The following is a 24,921-nucleotide window of genomic DNA, read 5'->3' as shown; positions in this document are numbered from 1 at the left end:
TCCTCAGCGCCTCGAGGTCGACCTGGGAGGCGTCGTGCGTCGTCGGGGTTGCGGCGTCAATCGTCACGTCACCGAGTATCGAACCGCTCCCCGGTGACAGCACCGTATGTGCCTACTGAGCGGGACAGCGATCGGTGAGCGGGGGTGGTTCGTGTTTGGCTGCCCTCATGCAAGGCGACCTCGACACCGACAGCCTGGTCGCACGGGCTCGCAGCCACGCACTCGGTGACATCCCGCGGCGGTCGGCCCGCCGGCAACCCGACAAGACCGCGATCATCGACGGCGAGGTCACACTGACGTTCGCAGAGTTCGATCGGCTCGTCGACCGCACCGCAGCAGCGCTGCGCGACAACGGTTTCGACGTCAGTGACCGGATTGCACTGCTGTCCCACAACTGCTGGCAGTACGCCGTGCTGACGTTCGCCACCGCGCGTGCGGGCGTAGTGCTGGTGCCGGTGAACTTCATGCTCACCGCCGAGGAGATCGCCTACCTGCTCGGCCACAGCCACGTCACCGGCTTCATCGTTGAAGCCGAGCTGACGCCCACCGCCGAGGACGCCATGCGGCGCGGCGGCGCGGTCACCACCACGGTGGCGCTGACCCGCGACGGGGCCGCCCCGCCGCCGGGATGGCAGGACTTCGCCACGTGGCTCGACACCGACAGCCCGGCCCCGCGCCCGCATATCGACGACGAGCAGGTACTGCGCCTGATGTACACCAGCGGCACCGAATCGCGGCCCAAGGCGGTGATGCACACCAGTCGCAGCCTGATGTGCCAGTATGTCAGCACGATTCTGGCCGGAGGCATGTCCGGTGGCGACGTCGAGATCCACTCCCTGCCGCTGTACCACTGCGCGCAGTTGGACAACTTCCTGGCCACCGACATCTACCTGGGAGCCACCAGCATCATCCTGGCACTTCCTGATCCCGAGACGGTTCTGCGCACCATCGAGCGGTACCGGGTGACGAACTACTTTGCGCCTCCGACGGTGTGGATCAGCCTGCTGCGCTGTCCGGTCTTCGATCAGGTCGACCTGTCCAGTCTGCGCAAGGGCTACTACGGTGCGTCGGCGATGCCGACGGAGATCCTCGCCGAGATGCGGGAACGCCTCCCCGACCTGCGGCTGTGGAACTTCTACGGACAGACCGAGATGGCGCCGCTGGCCTCGGCGCTCGGGCCCGACGAGCAGGACACGCACGCCGGCTCCGCCGGGCGCCCGGTGCTCAACGTGGAGACCACCATCCTCGACACCGCCGACTCGCCGGTGCCCGCCGGCGTCATCGGCGAGATCGCCCACCGCAGCCCCCATCTCATGCTCGGCTATCTCGACGACCCGGCCAAGACTGCGGAAGCCTTCCGTGCCGGCTGGTTCCACTCCGGTGACCTCGGCTACTACGACGAGCACGGGCTTCTCCACGTCGTCGACCGCAAGAAGGACATGATCAAGACGGGCGGGGAGAACGTGGCCAGCCGTGAGGTCGAGGAAGTCCTCTATCGCCACAACGGGATACATGAAGTTGCGGTCTTCGGGTTGGCTCACCCGGTATGGGTGGAAGCCGTTGTCGCCGCGGTGGTGCTGCGCGAGGGAGCCGACCTCACCGAGAACGACGTGATTGCGCACTGCCGAGCGCACCTGGCCGGGTTCAAGGCTCCCAAGCAGGTGTTCTTCGTCGAGGCACTGCCGAAGAACCCCAGTGGCAAGCTGCTCAAGCGCGATCTGCGCCGGCGGTTCAGCCTCGAGCACAGTCACTGAGAACGATGCCGGACTGTGGAACCTCATCGCCGGCTGATGGTGTTCCGCTCACCGGTCACGCCCCTGTTTCCGATTCCTCAAGGGGGCTTGACTGGCCGGTATGAGCAACGACATCACCCTGGCGGAACTTCAGGATTTCGTCTCCGGTTACTGGTACGCCTACGACGAGGCGCTGTACGACGACATGGCGGCGGCTAAAGCCGAAGACATCCGCTTCATCACTCGCAGCGATTCCGGGGCCAGCCCGTTCGAGGAGCTGATGTCGCCCGATCTGCACGGCCGCGACGCCGTGATGGAATGGCTCACCGACCATCGCCGCCAGAGCCCCTACCCGCTGCGCCACCACGCCACCAACATCCACCGCACGGGCACCCACGATGGCACCGTCCGTGCCCGCTTCTACATTTTCGTCAACCAGATCACGAATTTTGTGCCGTTCGCGGTGTCCAGCGGCGTCGCCAACGTCGCGGTGCGCCGCGGCGCGAGCGGGCTCGAGTTCACCGAGATGGAAATGGTCCTGGACACCACGAATTCGGTGCTGCTGGCGGAGATGTCCGCCGACGCGGGCGCGGGCGCCTGAGCGGCGTGGACGCCCGCGAGACCTTCTCCGGCGGTGTCGCCGTCATCACCGGCGCGGGTGCCGGCATCGGCGCCGGGCTCGCACGTCACGCTGCGCGGCTCGGGATGACGGTGATCCTGGCCGACATCGACGGCGACGCCATCGCCGCGCTGCGCGACGAACTGACCGCGCAGAGCGTTCATGCACTTGCTGCCGTCTGCGATGTCACTGATTTCGACGCGGTGCAGGAACTCGCCGACCGGACCTATCGCGACGCCGGGCCGGTCCGTCTCCTCGTCAACAACGCCGGTGTCGAACAGTTCGGCTTCCTGTGGGACACCCCGGTCGCCAATTGGCAGCGGCTGGTGGACATCAACATCTCAGGCGTCTTCAACGGCATACGTGCGTTCCTTCCGCACATGATCGCCGCCGGATCGCCGGCGTGGGTGTGGAACCTGTCCTCGATCGGCGGTGTCGCGGTGGTGCCGCTTCAGGCGCCCTACATCATGAGCAAGCATGCGGTGCTGGCCCTCACCGAATGCCTCGCGTTGGAGACGCAACTGGCGGGACACGACCACATCCACGTGCAGGCGGTGTTGCCGGGTGCGGTGGTGTCGAACATCTTCGAGTCCGCAGGCGGCGTCTCCGACGGCGACATCGGGGCTGCCGAAGCGCAACGCAGCGCCATGCTCGACATCAAAGCCGAGGCGATGGATCCCGTGGCGGCGGCCGAGGTGGTCTTCGAGCAATCCGCCGAGGGCCGTTTCTATCTGCTCACCCAGCCGGAGTACGTCGGGTCGGCGATGGCCGAGCGCGCCGACGTGCTCACCTCACAGCGCGCACCGGTACTGAAGACCAAGCAGCGCTTCGACTCCGCGAAGCACTGACGGGATGTCCAGTTACGTCTTGGATCCCGACGCCGCCGCGCGCGTCGCGGCGTTCGGAGTGATCCCCCCGATGCGGCAGCGTGGCCTGACCGAGGTCCGCCGAACCATCGAGGCGGCAGCGCATCCTGATGCGATGCCGGAGATGTCCAGTGTCGAGGACCGGCTCGCTCCGGGCCCGGCTGGGCCCATTCCGCTGAGGATCTACCGACCCGCGGGCGACGCCGACGCTCCCGTGCTCGTCTACTTTCACGGCGGCGGCTTGGTACTCGGATCCAACCACTCGTTCGAGCCGCTGGCCCGGGAACTGGCCGCGGCCAGCGGGGCGACTGTGGTGTCCGTGGACTACCGCCTCGCGCCCGAGGCGCCACCCCCCGCCCAGTTCGACGACGCCTACGCCGCCACCGCACACGTCGCCGTCAACGCGGAGTCACTACGCGTCGACGCCGATCGGCTCGCCGTGATCGGGGACAGCGCAGGCGGCTCACTGGCGGCGGCGGTGTCGCTGGCCGCACGCGACCGCGACGGGCCATCTATCCGGTGCCAGGTGTTGATGTACCCGGGTCTCGACCGCGACATGACGTGTTCGTCGATACAGGATATGCCCGACGCACCGATGCTCAGCCGCGACGACATCGACTACATGCACGAGCTCGCGGACAGCGGCGTGACCACGCCGCCTGCCCCTTACCGGTTTCCGGCAATGGCCACCGATCTGACGGGACTGCCGCAGGCAATCGTCGTGACCGGTGCCTGCGATCCGATTCGAGATTGGGGAGAGCGCTATGCGCTGCGTCTTCGTGATGCAGGTGTGCAGACCACCCTGACCCGCTATCCCGGTGTCTATCACGGTTTCCTGATGCGATCGGACGCCACCGCCCGCGGCCGGTTGGCCATCGCCGAGACCGGAGCGTTGCTGCGCGCGAAGTTCGCCCATCCCCTGTGGGCGTGAGCCGGTGTTCACCTCCCGATCACCGGACAGTTGAGCTCACCGGAAGCCGCTACGGCCCCAGTATTGACGTGATGACGGTGCTGCCGAGCGCCTGATGGAACTAGAGGAGATCCGATGCTGACTGATGATCGGCGCATGGAGCTGTCGGACGTGCTGCGCCCGGCCTCGCCGCCGCGGGAGATCGACAATGTCTACAGCGACGACCAGCGGGAGCGTCTGCTCGACGTCGTGCGGACCCAGGGCCCGTGGCAGTTGATCATCGCGCAGCATTTCGCTTCGGCCGACGAACTCATGGCCACCATGAGTGGTGCCTTCCCCGAAGGCTTCGAGCCGTCACTCGACCTGTTCCTCACCCCGACGTTCCGTGGCTACCTGGCGAACTACGGCGCCGTGCTCTACCCGGAACTGCACGATTGCTTCTACAACGAGACGTTCCTGAACCAGGCCAAGAGCTACTGGAACGCCCAATACGCCAAGCCCGAGCTGATGCTCTTCAACATCAACGGCCCGTGCGCCAACCGCGACCCCGGCCACCTGGACTCCCCCAGCTTTCGCGGTGTGCGCCACGAGAACGCACCGACGTGGCTCTGCAGTGTGATGGGGAAATCTGGTCTGTTCCAGGACTATTTGATCAAGATGGCACAGGTGATCACCTGGTTCTCACTAGACGAGAGCAGCGGGTTCACCTACTGGCCCGACGGTCCACTCAAGGCCCCGCAGCGTCTGCTGCCGCCGGTCTACAACCGTGGAGTGGTCGTGCAGAACGAGATGATGGTGCACCGCGGTGAAGCCAACGGCCCGCTACAGCAGCAGGTCCCGGCCGGTCTGGCATTCGATACGGTCTTCACCGGAGACTCGAACGACCGCGACCAATGGTTGTTGAAAAACGGCGACGATGTGATCGCGCGGCACCACACCGACGACCTACGCTTCCTGGTGCACTGGTCGGCCGAGGTGTTCTCCGACTTCGACGAGCTCAAGAAGAACATGGACCACTCCGACGACCTGACCATCGACCGCGCGATCGGCATGATGGTCGACGACCTGCGCGCCAAGGGCATCAAAGTCGACGTGCCCGGTGAGCCGCTGCACGACCCGCAGTTCATCGGTGCGCTGAACGCCGCCTACGACCTCGGTGGGCCGTCGATATACCCCGACGAAGCGCCGTTGTCGGCGTTCCAGCTGGCCTGACCGATGGACCGATTCAACGATCGCCGAGTCATCGTCACCGGTGCAGGATCGGGTATCGGTCAGGCGACCGTCGCTCGTCTACTCGACGAGGGAGCGACCGTCGTCGCCTTCGACATCTCGGAGGACGGCTTGGCGCAGACAGTGTCGGCCGCTGCCGACGTCGGCACCGACAAGCGGCTGACCAGTGCGGTCCTCGACATCTCGGACGAACACTCGGTGACCGCCGCGGTCACCGGCGCGGTCGATGATCTGGGCGGACTGGATGTCCTCGTCAACGCAGCGGCGATCCAACGGTGCGCCCACACCCACGAGCACACGCTCGACGACTGGAACGCCACCTTGGCGGTGAATCTGACCGGCACTTTCCTGATGACCCGCCAGGCGTTACCGGCGCTGTGCGAATCCGGCCGAGGCGTGGTCGTGAACTTCACGTCCACCTCGGCATCCTTCGCTCACCCGTACATGGCGGCCTACGCGGCCAGTAAGGGCGGGATCCTGGCGTTCACGCACTGCCTCGCGCTCGAATACGCGAAGCAGGGATTGCGCGCGGTCAACATCCAGCCCGGTGGCGTGTCCACGGCGCTGGCGCTGAGCACCCTGGACAAGATGCCCGAGGGCTACGACCTCGGCCTGTGGGCCAAGCAGACACCGATCCTGCCGCAGGACGACGGCGGCATCCTGGGCGAGCCCGCCAAGGTCGCCTCCGTCATCGCGATGGTGGCCTCCGATGACGGAGCTTTCATCACCGGCACCGAGATCCGCATCGACGGCGGCGCCCACGCCTGATCGTCAGCGCACGATCACCTCGCTCGGTGTCCGTGGCGCGCCCAACATCTCGCGGTGTGACGGCGGAGTTCGTCCTTCCTCGTCCGTGACTCCATAGCGCTGCGCCAGCTCGGCACTGATCAGGGTATGGCCGCTGAGTGCCGCCCGGTCCGGGTCGCGGAAGAGGGCGTCGATGACGTAGCCGGTGAACTCCGGCGTCTCGGCGTGCTGCGCGAAATCACGCAGGCCTACTGGATCGCCGCCGAACACTTCTCGCATCTTCTCGGTGAGCAGGATCCCCATCCAGAGAGACACGACGTCGACCGGCGTATCGCGGAAGTCGACTCCCATGTCGGCCGCCATCTTGTCTATCCCGGCTTTCTGCGCGCCGTACGCCGGGCCGTGCATATAACAGACGGAGCCCGGGGATGACGTGAAGACGATCAAGCCCGCTCTGCTTCGCAACAGAAGCGGGGCCGCATACCAGGACGCGACGTAGGCCGATCGCAACCCGACATCGAGGATGTCGACCAAGTCGATCGGCTTCTCCCAGAACGGGTTCGGTCCGGTCAATTCATCATGCACTGCGGCGGCGTTGTTGACCAGCAGGTCGAGCCGGCCGTTTTCCCGCTCGACCCGGGCGAACAGTGCAGCGACCGCCGTGTCGTCACGATGGTCGAGCGGTACCGCGATCGCCTCGTCGCCGGTCTCGACCACGGTTCGGCCGGTTGCGTACACCCGCCATCCGCAGTTCGACAGGGCTCGCGCAATTCCGCGGCCGGCACCGCGGCTGGCGCCCGTCACCACCGCGACGGTTGTGTCAGAAGAGTGAGTCACACAGCGAGGTTAAGGCGCGACCGGCGCCTCGTCGACGATCTGCAACCGGCCCCCGCGCACCGCGTCCACGATCGAATGGGTCAGCTCGGAGCAGGAGAGAAATACTGGGGGGCGACCGTGTGCAGCCAGCTCCTCGGCGGCGCGGCGCTGCGGACATGTACGCACCGCCGCGGCGTTCCACTGCACACTCGTCTGCTCCCAGGTGCTCTTGCGCGCCAACACGCCCGCCCCGCAGGCCCGGCAGGTCACCGGAACCATCGGCGCGTCGTCCAGCCGGTTGTCCGGCCGAATGCTCATCCGGCGCTCGACGCCGAGAGTCTGGCCGCCAGGTTGTCCTCGACGACCTTCATCCACTCCTCCCGGGGGCGGGTGGTGTCGATCTCGTACTCGAAGCGGTCGACCATGTCCGGAGTGACATCTGCGGCGTCGACATAGAACTGCTCGTACCAACGGCGCAGCTGGTAGACCGGACCGTCCTCTTCGCACAGCAGCGGGTTGTCGATGCGCGCCTTGTTCTTCCAGATGTCGACATCCTGCTCGAAGCCCATCTTCACGAAATCTCCAAGGCCGATAGCGGTCTGCATCGCCAGCTCGTCGGTCAACGCCTCCGACTTCTTCACGATGATGCCGTACTGCAGCACGAACGATTCGGCGTCGACGGGATAGTGGCAGTTGATCAGAACTGTGCGGTGATCGATGTTCTCGTAGTGGTACGTGAGGTCATCGATCATGAAAGAAGGACCGTGATACCCGGCTACCGAGGTGGTGCCGAGGATCTTCGGCCCCTCGAGTGGCTGCATGTCGGGACGGCCGGCACTGTTCATGTACTGGATCGCCACGTGACCTTCGAACACGTTCTTGAAATGCGTGGGCAGCGATCCGTGGATGTAGAAGAAGTGCGCCATATCGACCACGTTGTCGATGACTTCACGGCAATTGGTGCCGACCACGGTGGTGTACCAGTGCCAGTCGGTCCACTCGTCGCTGGTGGCTCCTTCGATCCGCGGGATCGTCACGCCATCCGGCGGCGGTTTGCGCTCAGGATCGTTCCACACGAACAGCATTCCGTCCTGCTCGAGTGTCGTCCACGTCGCCGTGCGCGCCAGTCGCGGAGCCCGCTTGCTGTACGGCACCTTCTTGCAGCGGCCGTCACCGCCCCAACGCCAGTCGTGGAACGGGCAGGCGATCTCGTCGCCTTTGACCTCGCCCTGGCTCAGGTCCCCACCCATATGCCGGCAGTACCCGTCCAGGACGTTGATCTTGCCGTCGCCGCCACGGAACACCACCAACTTGTTGCCGAAGGCGTTGACTGAATGAGGTTGACCGTCACCGAAATTTTTCGTCAGACCGAGGCAGTGCCATCCGCGGGCGAAGCGTGTCGGCGCCGCATCGGCTTCGATGTGCCGCACCTCGACATCGGGCTGTAGCGTCATGGCACTGTTCTACCGCCGTTGGCCGCAGCGAGAAACCTGCTGTTCCGCTCATCAGGACAGGCAATGCCTTCCTCCGCCCGAGCCACCTAACGTCGGTTCGTGACCACTGCGCCGCACAGCACCATCCCGACGGGCCTGCCCGTCAACGACACCATCATCGACTTGCTGGTGATTGGGTCGGGCACCGGTATGGCTGCGGCCCTGGCCGCAAGCGATCACGGGCTGTCGGTGCTGATCGTCGAGAAGTCCGAATACATCGGTGGGTCGACCGCACGTTCCGGTGGAGCGCTCTGGCTGCCCGCCAGCCAGGTGATCGACGGCGACGGGGGCGGCGACACCCAGCAGAGGGCCCGGACCTACCTCGATGCGGTGGTGGACGGCACCGCGCCCTCGTCGCGTTCCACCGCATTCCTCGCACACATCGACGCGACCGTCGACCTGCTGCGCCGCACCACACCGATGCGCTTCTTCTGGGCGAAGGAGTACTCCGACTACCACCCCGAGCTGCCGGGAGGCAGCGCGACGGGTCGGACCTGCGAGTGCCGGCCGCTGGACACCGCGGTGCTCGGCGGGCATCGCTCGCGGCTGCGTCCCGGGGTCATGGAGGTCAAGATCCCCATGCCGACCACCGGTGCGGACTACCGCTGGCTGAACTTGATGTCACGGGTGCCCCGCAAGGGTGTGCCGGTGGTGCTCAAGCGGCTCGGTCAGGGCGTCGGTGGCCTTCTGCTGGGCCGGCGGTACGCCGCCGGCGGTCAAGCGCTGGCGGCGGGGCTGTTCGCCGGGGTCTTGCGGGCCGGTATCCCGGTATGGACCGAGACATCGCTGCAGCGCCTCACCACTGACGACGACGGCCAGGTGAGGGGTGCGGTGGTCGTCGACCAACAGGGCAGGGAGATCAACGTGACAGCGCGGCGCGGCGTCGTGCTTGCGGCCGGCGGATTCGACCACCGCATGGACATGCGCTGGAAGTTCCAGTCCGAGTCGCTGGGTGAACATGCCAGCCTGGGCGCGGAGACGAACACCGGCGATGCGATCCGCGTCGCTCAAGATATCGGCGCTGCAATCGATCTGATGGATCAGTCATGGTGGTTCCCCGCCGTGGCGGCCCTGCCCGACGCCGATCCGAAGGTGATGCTGGCAGAGCGGTCACTACCCGGATCACTCATCGTCGACCAGAGCGGCAGCCGGTTCGTCAACGAGGCCACCGACTACATGTCCTTCGGACAGTGTGTGCTCGAACGTGAGCGGACGGGCGATCCGGTCGACTCCATGTGGATCGTGTTCGACCAGCAGTACCGCAACAGCTACGTCTTCGCGGCGGAACTGTTTCCTCGCATGGCGGTTCCGCCCTCGTGGTACGACGCCGGCATCGCGCACCGCGCCGGCGATCTGGGCGAACTCGGCCGCAGGATGGGGGTGCCCTCCGCCGACTTCCTCACCACCATCGCGCGTTTCAACGAGATGGCGCGAGCCGGACAGGATTCGGACTTCGGGCGCGGTCGCAGCGCCTATGACCGCTACTACGGCGATGTCACGGTGACGCCCAATCCGAATCTGCGGGCGCTCGACCGCGGGCCGTTCTACGCGGTGAAGATGGTGCTCAGCGACCTCGGCACCTGTGGCGGCCTACGTGCCGACGAGCGCGCCAGGGTGCTGCGGGAGGACGGCACCGCGATCACCGGTCTCTACGCGATCGGTAACACTGCCGCCAACGCGTTCGGGACGACGTATCCGGGCGCGGGCGCGACGATCGCGCAGGGACTGGTGTACGGATACATCGCCGCCCGAGACGCCGCACAACACGCGACGTAGAGCGGCCGATGCGTCAGAGACGCACCAACGTGAACGGACGGACTACTCCGGCTCTTCGGCCTGCACTCTGCGCTCGATCTCGTACCAGTAGTCGCGCAGTAGGGGCGGCGTCCCTTTGTCGCTGGCGGGTTGCGCCTTCGCGAAGGCTTCCTCGGCCTCGTCGAGGTCCTTGATCACTTTGAGCGCCAGTTCCCGTTCGGCGGCGTAGTAGCGCTCGGCCCATTGCAGTGCCACGCGTCCGTATGCCCAGGCGGGTTCCACCTCGGCCCACTTCGCCTCGACGGCGGCTTCGCGCTGCATCCGGTCGGCGAACGCCACGTGCTCCTGCATGATCTCTTTGAGTCGGGCCGGATTGGTCAGGTGCCCGAACGTCACTCTCAGCAGAGGATTGTGCTTGAGCTGCGGCGGGTCGACAGGCGCTTTTTCGGCCCATTCCCGCAACGCAGCCGATCCGGCTTCGGTGATCTTGTAGAGCCGCTTGCTACGTGCACCGCCGTCGTTCTCGACCCGCGAGGTGAGCAGATGCTGCTCTTCGAGCTTCTTGAGTTCGGTGTAGATCTGGCTGTAGGCCGGGCTACCGTAGAAGAACCGCAAGCTCCACTCGGTCCACTTCTTGATGTCGTAACCCGACAGCTCGTCCTCATACGACAGCACCCCGAGCAGGGCCCAGCCTGTCGCGGTCACCTTCGGCCTGTCGGCACTCGATGGCATTTGTCCAGGCTAACAACTCCTGGTCGCAGCGGTCGTCGCGTCATCCGCTGATCGGGAGCGCCACTTGCCAGTGCGTTGTGCGCCGCCGACAGTTGAGGTACTCCGAACCCGGCCCAGGATGGTGATGACGATCAGCGAGACCACCCAGACGAGCGTCGAGGACTGCTCTCCCGATCCCGCGGTGATGCGTCGCGTGTTGGGCCACTTCTGCACCGGCGTTGCCGTGGTGGCCGGATACGGCGGTGAAGGTTCGCTCGGCTTCACCTGCCAGTCGGTGACATCGGTGTCGCTCGACCCGCCCTACATCTCGTTCTGCCCGTCCAACGGCTCGAGCAGTTGGCCACGGATCCGCGAGACCGGTTCCTTGTGCGTCAATGTCCTCGCCGCCGACCAGCGCGAGGTCTGCTGGAGCTTCGCCAAGAGCGGTGGCGACAAGTTCGCCGGCGTCGCTTGGCGACCGGGGTCGAACGGCGCCCCGGTCCTCGACGGTGTGCTCGCCTCCATCGAAGCCGACATCGAGTTCGAACACGAGGCCGGCGACCACACCATCGTCGTGGCCCGGGTGACCGCACTCCGGGCTCACCCGCAGCGTGAGCCCCTGCTGTTCTTCCGGGGTGACTTCGGCGGCTTCGCCGGATGCTTGGAGGCGGCGGGCTCGGGCAATGCCTGACGACGCGGTGACCTTCGATGACGAGGTGGATGTCGTCGTCGTGGGGTCGGGCGGCGGGGTCGCGGGCGCGTACACCGCGGCGCGCGAAGGCCTCTCGGTCGCCCTGGTCGAGGCGACGGATCAATTCGGCGGCACCACCGCGTATTCCGGTGGTGGGGGCATGTGGTTCCCCGGGAATCCGGTGATCCACCGAGCGGGCGTCGACGACACCCCGCAGCAGGCGCTCGAGTACTTCCACGCCGTGGTCGGCGATCGAACGCCCTACGAACTGCAGCAGACCTATGTGGCGGGCGGGTCGAGGCTCGTCGAATACCTCGAGCGCGACGAGCATTTCGCGTTCGCCGAGCTGCCGTGGCCGGACTACTACGGATCGGTGCCGGGTGCGCGCGCCGACGGGCGGCGGCACATCGTGCCGGTACCGGTGTCGGCGTCGGCGCTCGGAGCTCTGGCCGACGTCATCCGTGGTCCGCTCGACACCGAACGTCTGGGCCATCCGGCCCCGCCGATGCTCAGCGGGGGGCGGGCGCTCATCGGCCGGTTCCTGTGGGCGCTCAGCCGGTTTCCTCAGGCACGAACGTATTTGAATTCGCCCCTCGTCGAGTTGATCACCACGGGCAACGGCGCGGTGACCGGAGCCGTCGTGGACCGCAGCGGCGAAGAAGTCAGGATCGGCGCGCGGCGAGGAGTGCTGCTGGCGGCCGGCGGCTTCGAACAGAACCCCCAGTTACGCCGGTATTGGGGTGTGCCGGGACGCGCCGACGACAGCATGGGGTGTCCCGGCAACACCGGGGCCGCACATCAGGCGGCGATCCGCGTCGGAGCCGACACCGACCTGATGGATCAGGCCTGGTGGTCGCCGGGACTGACCCACCCCGACGGCCGCTCGGCCTTCGCCCTCTGGTTCACCGGCGGGATCTTCGTCGACCGGACCGGTGAGCGATTCGTCAACGAGTCCGCCCCCTATGACCGGCTCGGTCGTGCGGTACTGGATCAGATGAATTCGCGTGGCACGGCTTTGCCGTTCTGGATGATCTACGACGACCGTGAGGGCGAGACGCCGCCGGTGAAGGCGACCAACGTCTCGATGACAGATCCCGCGCACTACCGGTCGGCTGGTCTGTGGCACACGGCCGAGACCCTCGACGACCTCGCGGCGCTGATCGACGTCCCGGGCGGCGCGCTGTGCGCCACCGTCGCCCGTTACAACGCCCTGGTCGCCGGTGGCCGCGACACCGACTTCGGGCGCGGCGACGAGCCCTACGATCGAGCCTTCTCCGGCGGAGAGCTGCCCCTGGTCCCGATCGAGAAGCCGCCCTTCCACGCCGCGGTCTTCGGGCTGTCCGACCTCGGGACCAAGGGCGGTCTGCGGACCGACACCAACGCACGGGTACTCGACACGTCCGGTGCGCCCATTCCTGGGCTCTACGCGGCCGGCAACACCATGGCGGCGGTCACCGGCACCACCTATCCGGGCGGCGGCAATCCGATCGGCGCGTCGCTGTTGTTCAGCCACCTCGCCGCTCTCGACATGGCCGGCCGGGCATCGCAGTGACCACCGACGGCGAACTCGGCGCCCATGAACCGCTGACAGAGTCGGTGCGGGCGCTGATCGACAGGGTGATCCGCACCAAGGTCGACACGGCAACGCAAGAGGCGGCACTAGCGCATGTGAGCGCCGCTCTGAATCTTCTCGGAGAACGGATCATGCCGGATTCGTTCGGCATGCACGCACTAGCGACCCACGGACCCACGACAGCGGGCAATGTGGTGATCGGCGAGCGCAATGCCATCGCTCCCCCGCTCATCGTCGAGCGCGACGGCATCGGCCAGGTCAGTGCCGACGTCGACCTGGGTGCCGCGTACGAGGGGCCCGTCGGCCACGTGCACGGCGGTGTCTGCTCACTGCTCCTCGACCACGTGCTCGGCGCCACCGCCCACCGGCCAGGACATCCCGCCTACACCGGCACGCTGCAACTGCGTTACCTTCGCCCGACTCTGCTGGGTCGGCTCCGGGTGGAGGCGTGGGTGGAGCACGAGCAAGGACGCAAGACCTATGCGCGTGGTCGCATTCTGCGCGATGGCAACGTCACGGTCGACGCGCAGGGCATTTTCATCCGACCCCGAGACGTCGACGCCGGTTGACGAACAACGGCGGCGACGGTTACGACGACGTGACGTCTGTTGGGGCGAAATAGCTACGCAAAGAGATGATTTCGCCGGAAGTGTTGAACGTCATCGTGTCGATCGGTTGGAGAGACATCCGGGTGTCGCCCACCTTGAAGTTGATGGTGAAGTCGAACGCCGCCTCCTGCCCGACTATCCGTAGTAAGCCCAAATCCGTTTGGCGGTCCATCGCCTCCAAGGCGGAGAAGAATTGGTGAATCTCCCGTCGGCCGGTGCGAACATCGCTACCGACCGGATCCTCCACTGTCGCGTCTTCGGCGAACAGTTCGAGGAGTTCGTCGGCGCTGCCCGTCGCGAGCAATGCGACGTAGCGTCGAATCGTACCGGCCAGTCCGTTGGTGTCGTTAGATGACAACGTCATTCACTCTTCTCTATCGAGATCTGTGGCGAAATCACAGAACGGGCAAGCGCGAGGGGCTGGGCTTCACCTCCGGTGGCTCGCCATGTCAACTCAACGTGATGACGACCTTGTCGGCTGCGCCTGGTGTCGCCACACACTGCAACGCCCCCTGCAGGTCATCGAGGTCGAATGTGTGGCTGATGATCGCCTGGTACTTCTCCCAGTTGTCGACGATGTCCTTCGTCACCTCGAAGATCTCACTGGGATAGCCCATGGAACCGATGATCGTCAGCTCGTTGCTCATGATGTTCATGAAGTCCATGCTGACGGGCTCTTTGTGGACGGCTACCACTCCGAGCGTGGCCCCGCGCTTCGCCGCGGCCAGGGCTGTCTCGACCGCAGCAGGCACCCCGGCGGCGTCCAGGAACACGTCGGTGCCAGACCTATTGGGCCACATCGACTCGCCTGGGCCATGCAGCTCGATCAGCCGCGCGGTGACGTCATCCTCCCTGGAGTTGATGACGGCGTCAGCACCGACTTTCAACGCCTTCTCCAACCGGGACGGCAGGATGTCGGCCACCACGACGTGTCCGACCCCTCGCGACTTCAACGCAATCGTGATACCCAGGCCGATGGGGCCGGCCCCCAACACCAAAACCTGGTCGCTCTGCCGAGGCGCTACCTGGTTGACCGCATGAAGTGCCACCGCCATGGGTTCGTTGAGCGCCGCGACCTCGTACGGAATGTGGTGGGGTACGACCTCGAGGCTCCGGCCGCGCACGGCGTCCTTGATGAGCAGGAAGTCGGCAAGTGCACCGGCCGAACCACCGTTGCCGATGATGTCGTCCGCCAGGGCCATTGGATTGACCACCACACGATCACCAACGGCTATCCCGCTCACATCCCTGCCGACTTCCACCACCTCACCGGCCGGTTCGTGACCGATCGGCATACACCCGTGCCGCGGAGGCAAACCACCAATGGCGATGTAGAGCGTGTCGGTACCGCAGATCCCGCACGCCCGAATGCGCACCAGGACGTCATTCGATCCCACCGATGGTGTCGGCACCTCTTGTATTTCGGTTGTATCAGGGGCGGTGACAATCGCTGCTCGCACTATCGGGATCCCATTTCGTAGATGTCGTTGACTCGGTCTCGCAAGTCAGTGGCCGTCTAGCTCAAAGAACGCTGTAGCCGCCGTCGACGACCAGCGTGGAACCCGTGCTGTAGCAGGCGTTGCCACTACAGAGGTACAGGATTGGGCTGGCGATCTCTGCCGGGTCGGCGAACCGACCGAGCGGGATGTGGTCGATTTGTTGCTGCTTGATCTCGGGTACGAAGTCCATCGGCGCTGTCATGCGGGTAGCGACGAGGCCCGGGACGATGGCGTTGACGCGGATTCCGTCGGCTGCCCATTTAACGGCGAGGTTTCGAGTCAGGGCGAGCATTCCCGCCTTGCCCGAACCGTATCCCGGTACCACCGGCACGGCCCTCAGCGCCGCCATGGAGCCGAACATGATCACGCTGGCCCCGCCGTGCGCCTTTGACGCCTTCAGCGCACCGTGCAGACGCTCGGTCAGTCGAAACGGCGCCAGCAGATTGACCGCGACCGATGCGGTGAAACCTTCCGCAGTCGACTCGTCGAGACCACCCGGAAAGTTGGCTCCGGCGTTGTTGATGAGTATGTCCAACTCCGTGAACGAATCTGCGAGCGCCTCGATACCGTCGGAGTCGGTCAGCGCCAACTGCCGATACTCCAGTCCGGACAGATCGACGTCGTAGTCCTGCGGTCCCGTTCTGGTGCCGGTGATCGTGACTCGTGCGCCGCTGTCACGAAGAAGCGATGCCGTCGCATGGCCGATGCCACTCGTACCCCCGGTGACCAGGGCGGTCGTATCGGCGAAGTCGAACAGTACGCGGTTGTTCATGACAGTTCTTTGATCTGCTCGCGAAGCCAGGCGGCTTCCCAGAAGTTGGTGCTGGCCTGCAGCAGATGTTCATGCGCGGTGATCAACACCTGTTTGGCCTTTTCGTTGTCGGGTTCGGCTCTGTTCACGATCTCGGCCAGCTGGATGGCCCGCACCGGTTCCCCGGCACGCAGATGCTCGCGCGCCCGATTGAGAATTGGCTCTGCGCCGGCAAGTTCGAGCAGATCCGCCTCCATCCCGTCCGGGCCTTCGGCGTAGAGCTCGGCGGTGGAGCGGTGGTGGAACCAGCCCGCGTAGTTCTCCCAGATTGCGCGGACGTCCCACCGGACCGTCCCGTAGCCCTGGCCGACCTCCAGTTCGGGCGGCAGCACCACCTCACGCATCAGCGTATGAACATCTTGGCCGGCGTTCATCCCTTCGACCGTCTGGTCGTGAATTGACATCACGGCGTCGCGCAGTCGGGTCAGCTCCCATTCGATCCGGTCCTTTCCGACGATCGGGCCGAAGTGTCCGGTGAGCAACGTCTCGGCGCCCAGCGCGCGCACCCGGTCGATCGACTCCACCACCGTCAGCGCATCCCGGTAGCGGTCGCCGCGCACGGTGACCAGATTCGGGATATGCCCGAAAAGACATCCGAACACATTGCCGGACAGACAGATACCCTCGTCGGGCAGCCACACGACCAGGCTGTCGAAGGTCTCGCCGCCGGGCGTGGCGTACAACTCCAAACGGCGGCCGCCCAGTTCGATGACGTGCTGGTCCTCGACGACGACTGTCGGGGTCGGGACGCTCTGCGGTGGCGGCGGGCCGAATCGTTGTGTCGTTCTCGTGATCGTGTCCATCACCTTGTCGATCCAGGCGAAGGCGGAGTTCTTGGCCCGGAACGCCGCCAGCAGTTCATTGTCGCGCTGCCATGTCTTCCAGTTCGCTTGGGCCACGATCTGAGTGTCGGGGTCGGCGACGCAACCGATACCGCCGACATGGTCGACGTGGCCCTGCGTGAGGATGACGTAGCGGATCGGCGCGGTGTCTACGGCGTCATAGTTCGCGCGGTGCACCGGACCTTCGAAGCCCATCCCCGTGTTCAGGACGATCCGGCCCTCGCTGGTCGTCAGCATGTACGAGTTCGACAGACCGGGAGACAACCAGATGCCGGGGCTCACCTCCTCCGCCGGCGCACCGGCACCGACGATGTCATCGCCTCCTGGGCGGCTCAGGTAGGCAGGTTCGTAGACGGTCATACTTCCTCCTTCACGTGGAAGCGGTCGAAGTAGAAGCCGAATCGCGATCGGACTTCCTCCGGGGACCGACCGAAGTGGCCCTTGAGGTCATACTGCAGCCGGCCGTGCTTACCGCGCGGGTTGTCGTCGAGGTAGCCGCGGAATGCGGCCAGTGCCTCCGCAGTCAACTCGGTGCCGTTGTAGGCGTACAACGTCTCCAGAATCGACATCTCGTTCCCGTTGAGTTGGTGGAAGGGTATGTCCATACTGCGGTCGGGCGCCACGAGTTCCCGGTCCCGCACACACGCGCGCAGTAGCCGCTCGACCCGGTCAATCCAGTAATCAACGAGTCCTTCGGGGTCGATTTCCCTGCGGCGGAGTCGATCTCCGTACGCCAGCATGGTGACCGCGGATTGGATGACCGCTACCGGATCCCGGTGGGTGAAAGCGACGGTGGCGTCGGGGAAGGTTCGCGTCAGCGGCCCGAGTTGCTCACAGTGCTGTGGCGACTTGAGCACCCACTGGCGCGGTCCCCGCAAGAACGTCAGCGCCTTGAGCGTCGTGCGCAGATAGGCGTAATGCTCATCCTGGTTCAACCCGAGGTAATAGTCACGCCATTGCGGCACCCGGCCATGCCACTCCAGCACATAGCTCGCGAAGTCGAGGTCCAGGACCTCGACCTCTTCCTCGATCGCCTGGGGGAAGCGGTCGTGCATGGCCTGTATCAGCGGCGTCATCGACTTTGACGCTTCGTGCTCGGCGGCACATCGTACGAACCGAGGATCGACGCCGTTGACGTCCGGGCCCTCGCCGTGCAGCGGGAACGGCTCCTGACTTTCCCAGTACGGCAGGGCCCGCCGCCGGGTATCGGATGCGATCAAGTTGACCAGATGCGTTGTGCCAGAACGTGGCAGACCGACAACGATGATCGGCTTATCTATCTCGATGTCGTGGATCTCGGGGTGGCGACGGAGCAGGTCGGTCAGCAGCAACCGCTGCGACAGCAGGCGAACGATGCGATTGCGCAGGATCAGACGGTTGAGGTTCGTGTTGCCACTGTCGGCTTCTACCGCTCCGGCGTATGCGTCGAGCCGTGGTCGAAAGTCTGCGGTCCCGAAGTCGTCCAGCCCCGTTTTCTCGACTGCTTGACCGATCAACCCGGCTGGATCCAAGTCGACCGACAGGCGCTCGAGTTGATCGAGGACATCTCGTTGTGTCGCTGTGAGCACCGGGTCCGTCAAGTCCTCGATGGCTAGTGCACCGTCCGGCATGAAGGCCCTTCCCGACACTTGTTATGACGAATATTCGTTGTATGATCCGAATATATGAACGCCAAGTTAGATCGATCCAGGACGCCCGGTCAAGACCCGTCGCCGCCGACCCGGCGTGTCGTCGCTGTGGTCGAATTGCTGGCAACGGCCGAGGCGACACCGTTGACGTTGGCCGAAATATGCCGTGAACTGCGAATCAGTCGATCCACCGGGCACGCCATCCTGACCACACTGTGCTCGTGCGACTGGGTGCTACGTGACCCGGTGAGTGGGAGATACGCGTTGGGTGCCGGCCTCTCGGCGATGTATCGACATGCGACGACGACGTCACGGTTGCTGCGCGAGCCGCTGCAAGAGCTGTGTTCAGCGATCGGCGTATCGGCATGTATCTCCGAGCTCAGCAACGGCGCCATTTCCGTGATCGCGTCTGCCTCACCGAACACCACCCGCCCGCCGGTGCAGGCTGGGGTGACACTGCCCTTCGTTGCCCCGTTTGGACGCGAGTTCGTAGCGTGGGCGGCGCCGGCGGACCGCGAGCGCTGGCTGGACGCCGCGGGCCCCGTCAACGACGTTTACCGGGCGCGAATGCCCAAGATTCTCAACGAGATCCACGAGCGCGGCTACGGCATCGAGCGGCTCAGCGACCCGCTCCTCAAGGTGTTCGGGGCACTGCTGGCCGTTGAAGACGGCAGCGCGCCGGACCCCGTGGCGGTGCGCCTGGCGGGCGCGGTCGCCGATCTGACGATCGTGGACTTCCTGCCCGGCGAGTTGGCCGAGATCGAGGAGTATCCACTCGCGACGATCTCGGCGCCGATCTTCGATGGTCAGGGCAACGTCATGATGACGGTCTCCGCGCAGCCATACACGAAACTCACCCAACAGGAAGTACGCAGCATCGGTGCGAGACTCGTCGAGTTCGCCGGGCATGCCAGTTCCCTGCTCGCACCGCGGGTCCCGCCTGCTGCCACTCAGTACCTCGATGGGAAGCGCTGAAATGGTGATGCCAGTTCTCAGATTCAACTTCGCAAACCCCAACGGCGAGGCTTCAACGCAGCGTGAAATGGTCCTGGCTGCAATCGAGATGGCAACGTGGGGTGACACGCGGGGCTTGGCCGCAGTGAGCGTCGACGAGCACCACTTGACCAGTCACGGATGGAGTTCCAACCCGGTCATGACGGCCGCGTTGTTCCTACACAACACGAGCAACATGATCGTGAGCATCGACTGCGCTCTCGGTCCGCTATGGGATCCGCTGCGCCTGGCCGAGGACATTCGTTTCGTCGACTCGATGAGCGCCGGAAGACTGCTCACCACGGTGGGTTTGGGATATCGACCGGTGGAGTATCAAGGATTCGGCGTCGATTTTGACCGCCGGGCGGCCCTGATGGACTGCCTGCTCGAGCGGATGCTTGCGGCGTGGTCTGCGGAGACCTTCGTCGACGGTCGGCCGGGCTCCCGTATCGGCGCCGGCACGTGGTCGCAGCCGCATCCGCCCCTCTATGTGGGCGGCGGCGTACGCGCTACTGCGCGACGCGCTGTGCGGTTCAGTCTGGGGCTGAGTCTGCCGGCACATCTGCCCGAACTGGGGCAGTACTACCTCGATCTGTGCCAGCGGCAGGGTGTCGAGCCGAATCTGATCATGCCCACAGCGGTCAACCGGGGAATGATCTTCCTGCACGAGGAGCCAGAGAAGGCGTGGGCTGAGTTCGGTGAGCACATCCTCTGGGAGGCAGTGACTTATGGCGGATGGGTCGATGGTGCACCGCTGTCGTCAATGCACCTTCCCGGCGTACTGACGCTCGACGAGGTGAGGGCCTCCGGCCGGTACCGATTCCTCACGCCCGATGAACTTGTCGCCGAAGCGAGGGACTGCCCAGATTACGGCCCGATGGTGTTTCATCCTCTGGTCGGCGGTATGCCGATCGACGAGGCCTGGAAGTCGGTGCAGCTGTTCATCGACGTGGTGATGCCGCAGCTCCGATAGACAGGCGTGACGACTGAGGTCTCCCCACACACTGGTTCTCTTGGGTCGCCCCTTACCTCGGGGCAAGCCTTGCCTATCCAACTGGTCTGAGAACTGTGGCTCGCAAAGGGATATCGGGCGGCACTGCAGCCTTCTTACGATCTCCAGCAACGGCTCACCTGCAGAGCCACGAAAAGGAGAATCCCATGACTTCCACCATCGTGACTCGAATCGGTCTCGGCGTTGCCGCAGCCGCGTTCATGACGGGCATCGCGCTCGGGGCAAGCCCCCTTGCCAGCGCACTGCCCGAGGGCACCATCAAGTCCGAATGCAAGTCCGCGGGAGGCACGTACGAGACGGGCGTCGGACCGGACGGCAACAGGTACTCGGATTGCACCTATACAGACGTCGGCGGTGGGCTGCACGTCGACCATTACAAGAACGGTAAGTACACGGCCACGTCCGATTAGGGCAAGCCGGCCACGGCCGAGGGGTCGTAGCCCGGCACGGACGAGGTGTAACCGGGTGACTGCTGGTAGCCCGGTGTCTGCGGGCCATACGCCGGCGTCTGCGCGACGTACCCCGGCGGCATGTGGTCGGTGCCCTGCGGCGGCGACGCGTAGACGGGCGCCTGCATGGCAGATCCCGGCAGCTGTCCATACCCTGTCGGCGGCCCGAAGCCGGGTACCGATTGGGTCATACCAGCCAGCAGTTTGGACGCCGCGAAAGTCGCGGCCTGCGTGGTGTACGCGGGGACGTAGCCGTCGGTGTGCCCGCTCCATGCGTTGCCTTGGCCTGCGTGACAGATCGGGTCGGCTGGGTTGCAGAGGTCGATCGCCTTGCCGGTGAACATGGCGGACTGGGATGGCAGCTTGGTACCGGAGCGGTTCGCGACGTTTCCGAAGGTGGCGATCGCCGCGATGTTTCCCGCCAGCGACGACGGCATCGACTCGCCCCATGCGATGCCGACGATGGGATTACCTGCGACGATGTTGACGACGTTCGCGCCCTGCGAGTACCCGCCCAACACGATCTTGGTGTCGGGGCACGTGGCCGCCATGGATTTGATGTGCTTGATCGTGTCCTTGGCGCCGTCGCCACTGCCCAGCTGCAGCTTGCCCGCGTCATAATCCACCGCGTAGGTCGCGATGTTCATGCCGACGGCCTGCTCGCGCAGTGAGTCGACGAAGGCAGCGCCGACGACGCCGATGCCTTCGGGCTCGTCCGTGCCCCTGGCGAACACGACCTCGGCGTCGGCACAGTCGGCGGCGGACGCAACCGGTACTGCGCTCGGAATCCACGCCTGAACGGCGGCGATGACCAGCGCAACCGCGCCACGGCCGGCCCAGCGGCCCACCAATCGCGCATTCGTCGCCCGCGAGCTACGCCCGCAACGAGGTGGCATGGCGCGAATCTACCCTTGGCCGGCAGATACGCACTAGTCGTGCGCGACAGAAGGTTCTCAGCGAATGTGCATGCGGCCCGTCGCGGTGAACACCGACACAAAACCAGGCCAGGGCTTTGGCCCTGGCCTGGTTCCTTGTGGAGCTGCCGGGAATCGAACCCGGGTCCTACGGCACTTCCTCGAGGCTTCTCCGTGCGCAGTTCGCTATGCCTCTACTCGGATCTCCTGATCACGCGAACAAGTCAGGATGACGATCCCAGTCGCTGTTTGATGTCCCCATGGGTTCCGCGACCGAACCCATGGGTGGGTCCCTCTAGCTGATGCCAGGGTCCGGGCCGAGGGCGCTCCCGGTCTGACAGACACACCGTCGCTTAGGCAGCGAGGGCGTAGTCGCGCTGATTGGTATCGGCGCTTAATTGGTTGCAACGACGCTTACGGTGGTCAATTGCCTGCACCGGCACGCTTCCCTTGATTCGATGCGCGAAGTCGAAACCGTTCAGCCCCTCGCACACCCGCCGAAGTTCGGCAGGAAAATCAATGGTACGCCCACATCAACGAGCGATTCCAGTCGATTGTTCCGTGTCGCGGCACGCACCCTCGGCAGGGCGCGAGCGTGCGCCGATGCCGGCGATCTACGGCGTGTCGGCCGACAGACCCGCGCGCTCGCGGGATGTGGTGGAGGAAACGAGCTCGGCGGCGATCTCGTCGATCAGCATCGCCCGGCCGAACAGATGGCCCTGCGCCATCCGGCAACCCGCCCGGAACACCACGTCGGACTGTCCCTGCGATTCGATTCCCTCGGCGATCACCTGCAGACCCAGCGCGTCGGCCAGGCCGACCACCGAGCGGTACACCGCCAGGTTGCCGTCGTGCTCGGCGCCGACGGCGAGGCTGCGGTCCAACTTGAGGATCTGCACGGGCAGGGCGTGCAGGTACGTCAGCGAATTGAACCCCGCGCCGAAGTCGTCGAGGGCCACCCGCACTCCACCGGCACTCAACCGCCTGATCGCGGCGGCGCCGTCCGCGAGGTCCACGATCGGCACCGTCTCGGTGACCTCGAGCACCAGCCGCCTCGGTGCCACACCGTGGCGGCCCAGTGTCCGGTTCACCAGCTGCTCGAAGGCCCGGTTACCCAGTCGGGCCGCGCCGATGTTGACGTGGATGTCGAGGTCCAGCCCGGCGGCCTGCACCTGCCTGCAGGCCAGGTCGAGCACGAGAGCGTCGAGGGCGGCGCCCAGCCCGGCACCCTCGGCCGCCGCGACGAATGTCTCCGGCGGGATCTGCATGCCGTTCGGCGCTGCCCATCGGGCGAGTGCCTCGACGGCGACGAATCTGCCGTGCGGGAGGTCGACGACGGGCTGATAGGCGAGGCTGAAGCCCTCCGGCGAGTCGCCGTTCGCCCGCCGCAGCGCGGTCGGGAAGTCGACCGACACTCCCGACGACGGCTGGTAGACCACGGCGGTGTCCTTGCCGAGCCGCTTACCCGCATACATCGAGATGTCCGCCTGACGCAGCAGGTCATCGGAGGTCGGACGCGGTTCGTCGGCTCCGGGCCGGACCAGACCCATGCTGGCGCGCACCCGGACCGACGAACCGTGCACGGCGAACGGATCACGCAGCGCGACCCGAAGCCGGTCGGCGACCACCTCGGGCGCCTCGTGCTCGTCGTCGATCAGGATCGCGAACTCGTCGCCGCCGATGCGGGCCAGCGTGTCGGTGGCGCCGACGCACCCCCGGAGACGATCCCCCACGGCCCGCAGCAGCTCGTCCCCCGCCGCATGGCCGAACCGGTCGTTGACCTCCTTGAAGTCGTCGAGGTCGACGAAGATCAGCACGAAGCCGCCGTCGGTCAACGCTGTGTCGAGCCGCTGGGCGAACAGCACCCGGTTGGGTAGGCCGGTCAGCGGGTCGTGATAGACCTGGTGAGCGAGTCGGCGCTGCGCCTCGTACAGGCGAGCGGTCAGCTGCCGTTGCGCGCGCATCGTCGCGACCTGTCGTGCGGTGACCAGCAGGACGATCACCACGCCGAGGACCACCACCGCGGTGCTCAGCGTGCGTCCGATCAACACGTGGTAGGCGGCAAGGACGACGATGCCGAGGAAACCGAGGTAGGGCACGACGGACCGGACCCAGTCCATCGCGTCCTGCGTACGGGCGCTCGACGGCTGTGGCCGGAGGTCGAGCACGGCGAACATGATGCTCAGCGGCCCGAGGATGGCGCCGATGCCGCCCCAGAGGTCCCAGTTGTCCGCGCCGGCGGAACGGAAATAGGCGACCAGCCTGTCCGACGCCGCGATCATGACGACCCCGCCGGCGAGCAGGAGATAGTTCGCGCGGAAGGGACGGTTGCGTTGGAAGGCCATCGCCATGAGGACGGCCAGCACGACCACGACGAGCTCCAGCGCGGAGTACGCGATCACGACGGCGGCGGTCTGGGACCGAGGGGCCGCGGCGCCGGTCAACGCGCCGCTGCCGGCGATCACCACGAGGAACGCGAAGGACACTGCGGCGACCAGCCCGTCGAGCGCGGCGATGACGGGCGGATTGCCCGCCCGGCCGTCCCTGGCGCTGCGAAGTCCGCCGGCGCGGGCCAGCAGGATCATCGCTGCCAGGGACAGCACGGGCGGAAGGAAGTAGGCGACCACCGCAGCCGCCGGCGCAGCCTCACCGCGCTCGTCCGCGCCACTGAATTGCCAGATCAGCTCGCCGACGAGCCAGCTGACCATGGCAGCGATGACCAGCAGCCGCCACCACCGCGCGACGCCGTCGACCCGGCGGGCGACCGTCACCGCACAGACCATCGCACCCGCGCCGACCACCGATTGGAGGGCGACGCCGACCCAGCGGGCGGCCTGGTCGCCGTAGGGAGCGAGCGCGTTCACAGACGCCAGCACCGCAACGCCGGCGAACAGCGACAGGCGAAGATGGTTGGCGCTGACCGCGACCGCCCCCTCCCCTCGCACAGGTCGTGAAACCTATCTCGCCCCATGATGGCCTACCGGGCGTTACGGCGTTCCACAACGCAGCTACCGGAAAGGC

General features: G+C 65.8%; 24 protein-coding genes and 1 other RNA gene. 13 read left to right on the top strand and 12 right to left on the bottom strand.

All coding sequences use genetic code 11. The annotated features are described in order from the left end of the window. Nucleotides 1–167 precede the first annotated feature (167 nt). The 6 genes from Q2100_RS00400 to Q2100_RS00375 all read left to right on the top strand — a co-directional run bounded on the left by Q2100_RS00400 (nt 168) and on the right by Q2100_RS00375 (nt 6,126). Complete coding sequence (locus Q2100_RS00400; RefSeq protein ID WP_302912362.1) at nt 168–1,754, top strand: acyl-CoA synthetase; 1,587 nt, start codon at nt 168–170, stop codon at nt 1,752–1,754. Nucleotides 1,755–1,854: 100 nt separating this feature from the next. Next, complete coding sequence (locus Q2100_RS00395; RefSeq protein WP_264012186.1) at nt 1,855–2,334, top strand: nuclear transport factor 2 family protein; 480 nt, start codon at nt 1,855–1,857, stop codon at nt 2,332–2,334. Nucleotides 2,335–2,339: 5 nt separating this feature from the next. Next, on the top strand, nt 2,340–3,200 hold the full coding sequence (locus Q2100_RS00390) for an SDR family NAD(P)-dependent oxidoreductase (RefSeq protein WP_302912361.1): 861 nt from the start codon (nt 2,340–2,342) through the stop codon (nt 3,198–3,200). 4 nt (nt 3,201–3,204) lie between these two features. Beyond that, nucleotides 3,205–4,149 (top strand): alpha/beta hydrolase, encoded by a 945-nt coding sequence (locus tag Q2100_RS00385; protein WP_302912360.1) that lies wholly within the window; start codon nt 3,205–3,207, stop codon nt 4,147–4,149. Between the two features lie 114 nt (nt 4,150–4,263). After that, entirely contained in the window at nt 4,264–5,340 is a 1,077-nt protein-coding gene (locus Q2100_RS00380) for a hypothetical protein (RefSeq protein ID WP_302912359.1), read from the top strand. A 3-nt stretch (nt 5,341–5,343) separates the two neighbouring features. Beyond that, on the top strand, nt 5,344–6,126 hold the full coding sequence (locus Q2100_RS00375; RefSeq protein WP_302912358.1) for an SDR family NAD(P)-dependent oxidoreductase: 783 nt from the start codon (nt 5,344–5,346) through the stop codon (nt 6,124–6,126). A gap of 3 nt (nt 6,127–6,129) precedes the next feature. Here the strand turns inward: Q2100_RS00375 and Q2100_RS00370 are convergent, their stop codons facing one another. Genes Q2100_RS00370 through Q2100_RS00360 form a run of 3 tightly spaced genes read right to left on the bottom strand, consistent with a single transcriptional unit; the run spans nt 6,130 to nt 8,375 of the window. Next, complete coding sequence (locus tag Q2100_RS00370) at nt 6,130–6,942, bottom strand: SDR family NAD(P)-dependent oxidoreductase (protein WP_302912357.1); 813 nt, start codon at nt 6,940–6,942, stop codon at nt 6,130–6,132. Nucleotides 6,943–6,951: 9 nt separating this feature from the next. Continuing rightward, a complete protein-coding gene (locus tag Q2100_RS00365) occupies nt 6,952–7,239 on the bottom strand; it encodes a ferredoxin (RefSeq protein WP_269895792.1) in 288 nt (95 codons plus the stop codon). Then, nucleotides 7,236–8,375, bottom strand: coding sequence for a 3-ketosteroid-9-alpha-monooxygenase, oxygenase component (locus Q2100_RS00360; protein ID WP_302912356.1), 1,140 nt, complete (start codon nt 8,373–8,375; stop codon nt 7,236–7,238). The genes Q2100_RS00365 and Q2100_RS00360 overlap by 4 nt, the downstream gene beginning before the upstream one ends. Nucleotides 8,376–8,474: 99 nt before the next feature. Here Q2100_RS00360 and Q2100_RS00355 point away from each other — a divergent pair, with 99 nt between their 5' ends. Next, nucleotides 8,475–10,190, top strand: coding sequence for a 3-ketosteroid-delta-1-dehydrogenase (locus Q2100_RS00355; protein ID WP_302912355.1), 1,716 nt, complete (start codon nt 8,475–8,477; stop codon nt 10,188–10,190). Between the two features lie 42 nt (nt 10,191–10,232). On the opposite strand, the gene Q2100_RS00350 is transcribed toward Q2100_RS00355, so the two are convergent. Further along, nucleotides 10,233–10,901, bottom strand: coding sequence for a PadR family transcriptional regulator (locus tag Q2100_RS00350; RefSeq protein WP_269895789.1), 669 nt, complete (start codon nt 10,899–10,901; stop codon nt 10,233–10,235). Between the two features lie 124 nt (nt 10,902–11,025). Between Q2100_RS00350 and Q2100_RS00345 the strand changes: the two genes are divergently transcribed. The 3 genes from Q2100_RS00345 to Q2100_RS00335 are packed head-to-tail and all read left to right on the top strand — an operon-like array spanning nt 11,026 to nt 13,713. After that, nucleotides 11,026–11,571, top strand: coding sequence for a flavin reductase family protein (locus Q2100_RS00345; RefSeq protein WP_302912354.1), 546 nt, complete (start codon nt 11,026–11,028; stop codon nt 11,569–11,571). Further along, entirely contained in the window at nt 11,564–13,123 is a 1,560-nt protein-coding gene (locus Q2100_RS00340) for an FAD-binding protein (protein WP_302912353.1), read from the top strand. Before Q2100_RS00345 ends, Q2100_RS00340 begins: the two co-directional genes overlap by 8 nt. Beyond that, nucleotides 13,120–13,713, top strand: a complete 594-nt coding sequence (locus Q2100_RS00335; protein WP_302912352.1) for a PaaI family thioesterase — start codon at nt 13,120–13,122, stop codon at nt 13,711–13,713. Before Q2100_RS00340 ends, Q2100_RS00335 begins: the two co-directional genes overlap by 4 nt. 19 nt (nt 13,714–13,732) lie before the next feature. Here the strand turns inward: Q2100_RS00335 and Q2100_RS00330 are convergent, their stop codons facing one another. From Q2100_RS00330 to Q2100_RS00310, 5 genes are all read right to left on the bottom strand, one after another. Next, the gene (locus Q2100_RS00330; protein ID WP_302912351.1) at nt 13,733–14,116 is read right to left on the bottom strand and encodes a nuclear transport factor 2 family protein; all 384 of its coding nucleotides are present in this window, start codon (nt 14,114–14,116) and stop codon (nt 13,733–13,735) included. Between the two features lie 85 nt (nt 14,117–14,201). Continuing rightward, on the bottom strand, nt 14,202–15,212 hold the full coding sequence (locus Q2100_RS00325; RefSeq protein WP_302912350.1) for a zinc-dependent alcohol dehydrogenase: 1,011 nt from the start codon (nt 15,210–15,212) through the stop codon (nt 14,202–14,204). 61 nt (nt 15,213–15,273) lie between these two features. Further along, nucleotides 15,274–16,023 carry an SDR family NAD(P)-dependent oxidoreductase gene (locus Q2100_RS00320; protein WP_302912349.1) on the bottom strand — a complete coding sequence of 250 codons (750 nt, stop codon included), beginning with the start codon at nt 16,021–16,023 and terminating at the stop codon, nt 15,274–15,276. Then, entirely contained in the window at nt 16,020–17,264 is a 1,245-nt protein-coding gene (locus Q2100_RS00315; RefSeq protein ID WP_302912348.1) for an alkyl sulfatase dimerization domain-containing protein, read from the bottom strand. The genes Q2100_RS00320 and Q2100_RS00315 overlap by 4 nt, the downstream gene beginning before the upstream one ends. Next, nucleotides 17,261–18,514 carry a sulfotransferase family protein gene (locus tag Q2100_RS00310; protein ID WP_302912347.1) on the bottom strand — a complete coding sequence of 418 codons (1,254 nt, stop codon included), beginning with the start codon at nt 18,512–18,514 and terminating at the stop codon, nt 17,261–17,263. The genes Q2100_RS00315 and Q2100_RS00310 overlap by 4 nt, the downstream gene beginning before the upstream one ends. A gap of 126 nt (nt 18,515–18,640) precedes the next feature. Between Q2100_RS00310 and Q2100_RS00305 the strand changes: the two genes are divergently transcribed. The 3 genes from Q2100_RS00305 (at nt 18,641) to Q2100_RS00295 (ending at nt 20,947) form a co-directional block, all read left to right on the top strand. Then, entirely contained in the window at nt 18,641–19,507 is an 867-nt protein-coding gene (locus tag Q2100_RS00305; protein WP_302912346.1) for a helix-turn-helix domain-containing protein, read from the top strand. A gap of 1 nt (nt 19,508) precedes the next feature. Continuing rightward, complete coding sequence (locus Q2100_RS00300) at nt 19,509–20,498, top strand: LLM class flavin-dependent oxidoreductase (RefSeq protein WP_302912421.1); 990 nt, start codon at nt 19,509–19,511, stop codon at nt 20,496–20,498. Between the two features lie 185 nt (nt 20,499–20,683). Then, a complete protein-coding gene (locus tag Q2100_RS00295) occupies nt 20,684–20,947 on the top strand; it encodes a hypothetical protein (RefSeq protein WP_302912345.1) in 264 nt (87 codons plus the stop codon). Here the strand turns inward: Q2100_RS00295 and Q2100_RS00290 are convergent. The 3 genes from Q2100_RS00290 to Q2100_RS00280 all read right to left on the bottom strand — a co-directional run bounded on the left by Q2100_RS00290 (nt 20,944) and on the right by Q2100_RS00280 (nt 24,845). Further along, a complete protein-coding gene (locus Q2100_RS00290) occupies nt 20,944–21,882 on the bottom strand; it encodes a cutinase family protein (protein ID WP_302912344.1) in 939 nt (312 codons plus the stop codon). The genes Q2100_RS00295 and Q2100_RS00290 overlap by 4 nt on opposite strands. A gap of 135 nt (nt 21,883–22,017) precedes the next feature. After that, nucleotides 22,018–22,386: a transfer-messenger RNA gene (gene ssrA / locus Q2100_RS00285) on the bottom strand. Nucleotides 22,387–22,514: 128 nt separating this feature from the next. Continuing rightward, nucleotides 22,515–24,845 carry a putative bifunctional diguanylate cyclase/phosphodiesterase gene (locus Q2100_RS00280; RefSeq protein WP_302912343.1) on the bottom strand — a complete coding sequence of 777 codons (2,331 nt, stop codon included), beginning with the start codon at nt 24,843–24,845 and terminating at the stop codon, nt 22,515–22,517. Nucleotides 24,846–24,921 lie beyond the last annotated feature (76 nt).

The organism is Mycolicibacterium arseniciresistens, assembly GCF_030519285.1.
Taxonomy (GTDB): domain Bacteria; phylum Actinomycetota; class Actinomycetes; order Mycobacteriales; family Mycobacteriaceae; genus Mycobacterium; species Mycobacterium arseniciresistens.
This window is presented reverse-complemented; position numbering and strand designations above follow the sequence as displayed.

Excerpts from the sequence above, each read along its gene's own strand:
- Q2100_RS00380 (WP_302912359.1), top strand. The coding sequence starts at position 4,264 with ATGCTGACTGATGATCGGCGCATGGAGCTGTCGGACGTGCTGCGCCCG.
- Q2100_RS00365 (WP_269895792.1), bottom strand. The coding sequence starts at position 7,239 with ATGAGCATTCGGCCGGACAACCGGCTGGACGACGCGCCGATGGTTCCG.
- Q2100_RS00320 (WP_302912349.1), bottom strand. The coding sequence starts at position 16,023 with ATGAACAACCGCGTACTGTTCGACTTCGCCGATACGACCGCCCTGGTC.
- Q2100_RS00345 (WP_302912354.1), top strand. The coding sequence starts at position 11,026 with ATGACGATCAGCGAGACCACCCAGACGAGCGTCGAGGACTGCTCTCCC.
- Q2100_RS00330 (WP_302912351.1), bottom strand. The coding sequence starts at position 14,116 with ATGACGTTGTCATCTAACGACACCAACGGACTGGCCGGTACGATTCGA.
- Q2100_RS00395 (WP_264012186.1), top strand. The coding sequence starts at position 1,855 with ATGAGCAACGACATCACCCTGGCGGAACTTCAGGATTTCGTCTCCGGT.
- Q2100_RS00340 (WP_302912353.1), top strand. The coding sequence starts at position 11,564 with ATGCCTGACGACGCGGTGACCTTCGATGACGAGGTGGATGTCGTCGTC.
- Q2100_RS00315 (WP_302912348.1), bottom strand. The coding sequence starts at position 17,264 with ATGACCGTCTACGAACCTGCCTACCTGAGCCGCCCAGGAGGCGATGAC.
- Q2100_RS00360 (WP_302912356.1), bottom strand. The coding sequence starts at position 8,375 with ATGACGCTACAGCCCGATGTCGAGGTGCGGCACATCGAAGCCGATGCG.
- Q2100_RS00290 (WP_302912344.1), bottom strand. The coding sequence starts at position 21,882 with ATGCCACCTCGTTGCGGGCGTAGCTCGCGGGCGACGAATGCGCGATTG.
- Q2100_RS00385 (WP_302912360.1), top strand. The coding sequence starts at position 3,205 with ATGTCCAGTTACGTCTTGGATCCCGACGCCGCCGCGCGCGTCGCGGCG.
- Q2100_RS00300 (WP_302912421.1), top strand. The coding sequence starts at position 19,509 with ATGGTGATGCCAGTTCTCAGATTCAACTTCGCAAACCCCAACGGCGAG.
- Q2100_RS00375 (WP_302912358.1), top strand. The coding sequence starts at position 5,344 with ATGGACCGATTCAACGATCGCCGAGTCATCGTCACCGGTGCAGGATCG.
- Q2100_RS00295 (WP_302912345.1), top strand. The coding sequence starts at position 20,684 with ATGACTTCCACCATCGTGACTCGAATCGGTCTCGGCGTTGCCGCAGCC.
- Q2100_RS00310 (WP_302912347.1), bottom strand. The coding sequence starts at position 18,514 with ATGCCGGACGGTGCACTAGCCATCGAGGACTTGACGGACCCGGTGCTC.
- Q2100_RS00400 (WP_302912362.1), top strand. The coding sequence starts at position 168 with ATGCAAGGCGACCTCGACACCGACAGCCTGGTCGCACGGGCTCGCAGC.
- Q2100_RS00350 (WP_269895789.1), bottom strand. The coding sequence starts at position 10,901 with ATGCCATCGAGTGCCGACAGGCCGAAGGTGACCGCGACAGGCTGGGCC.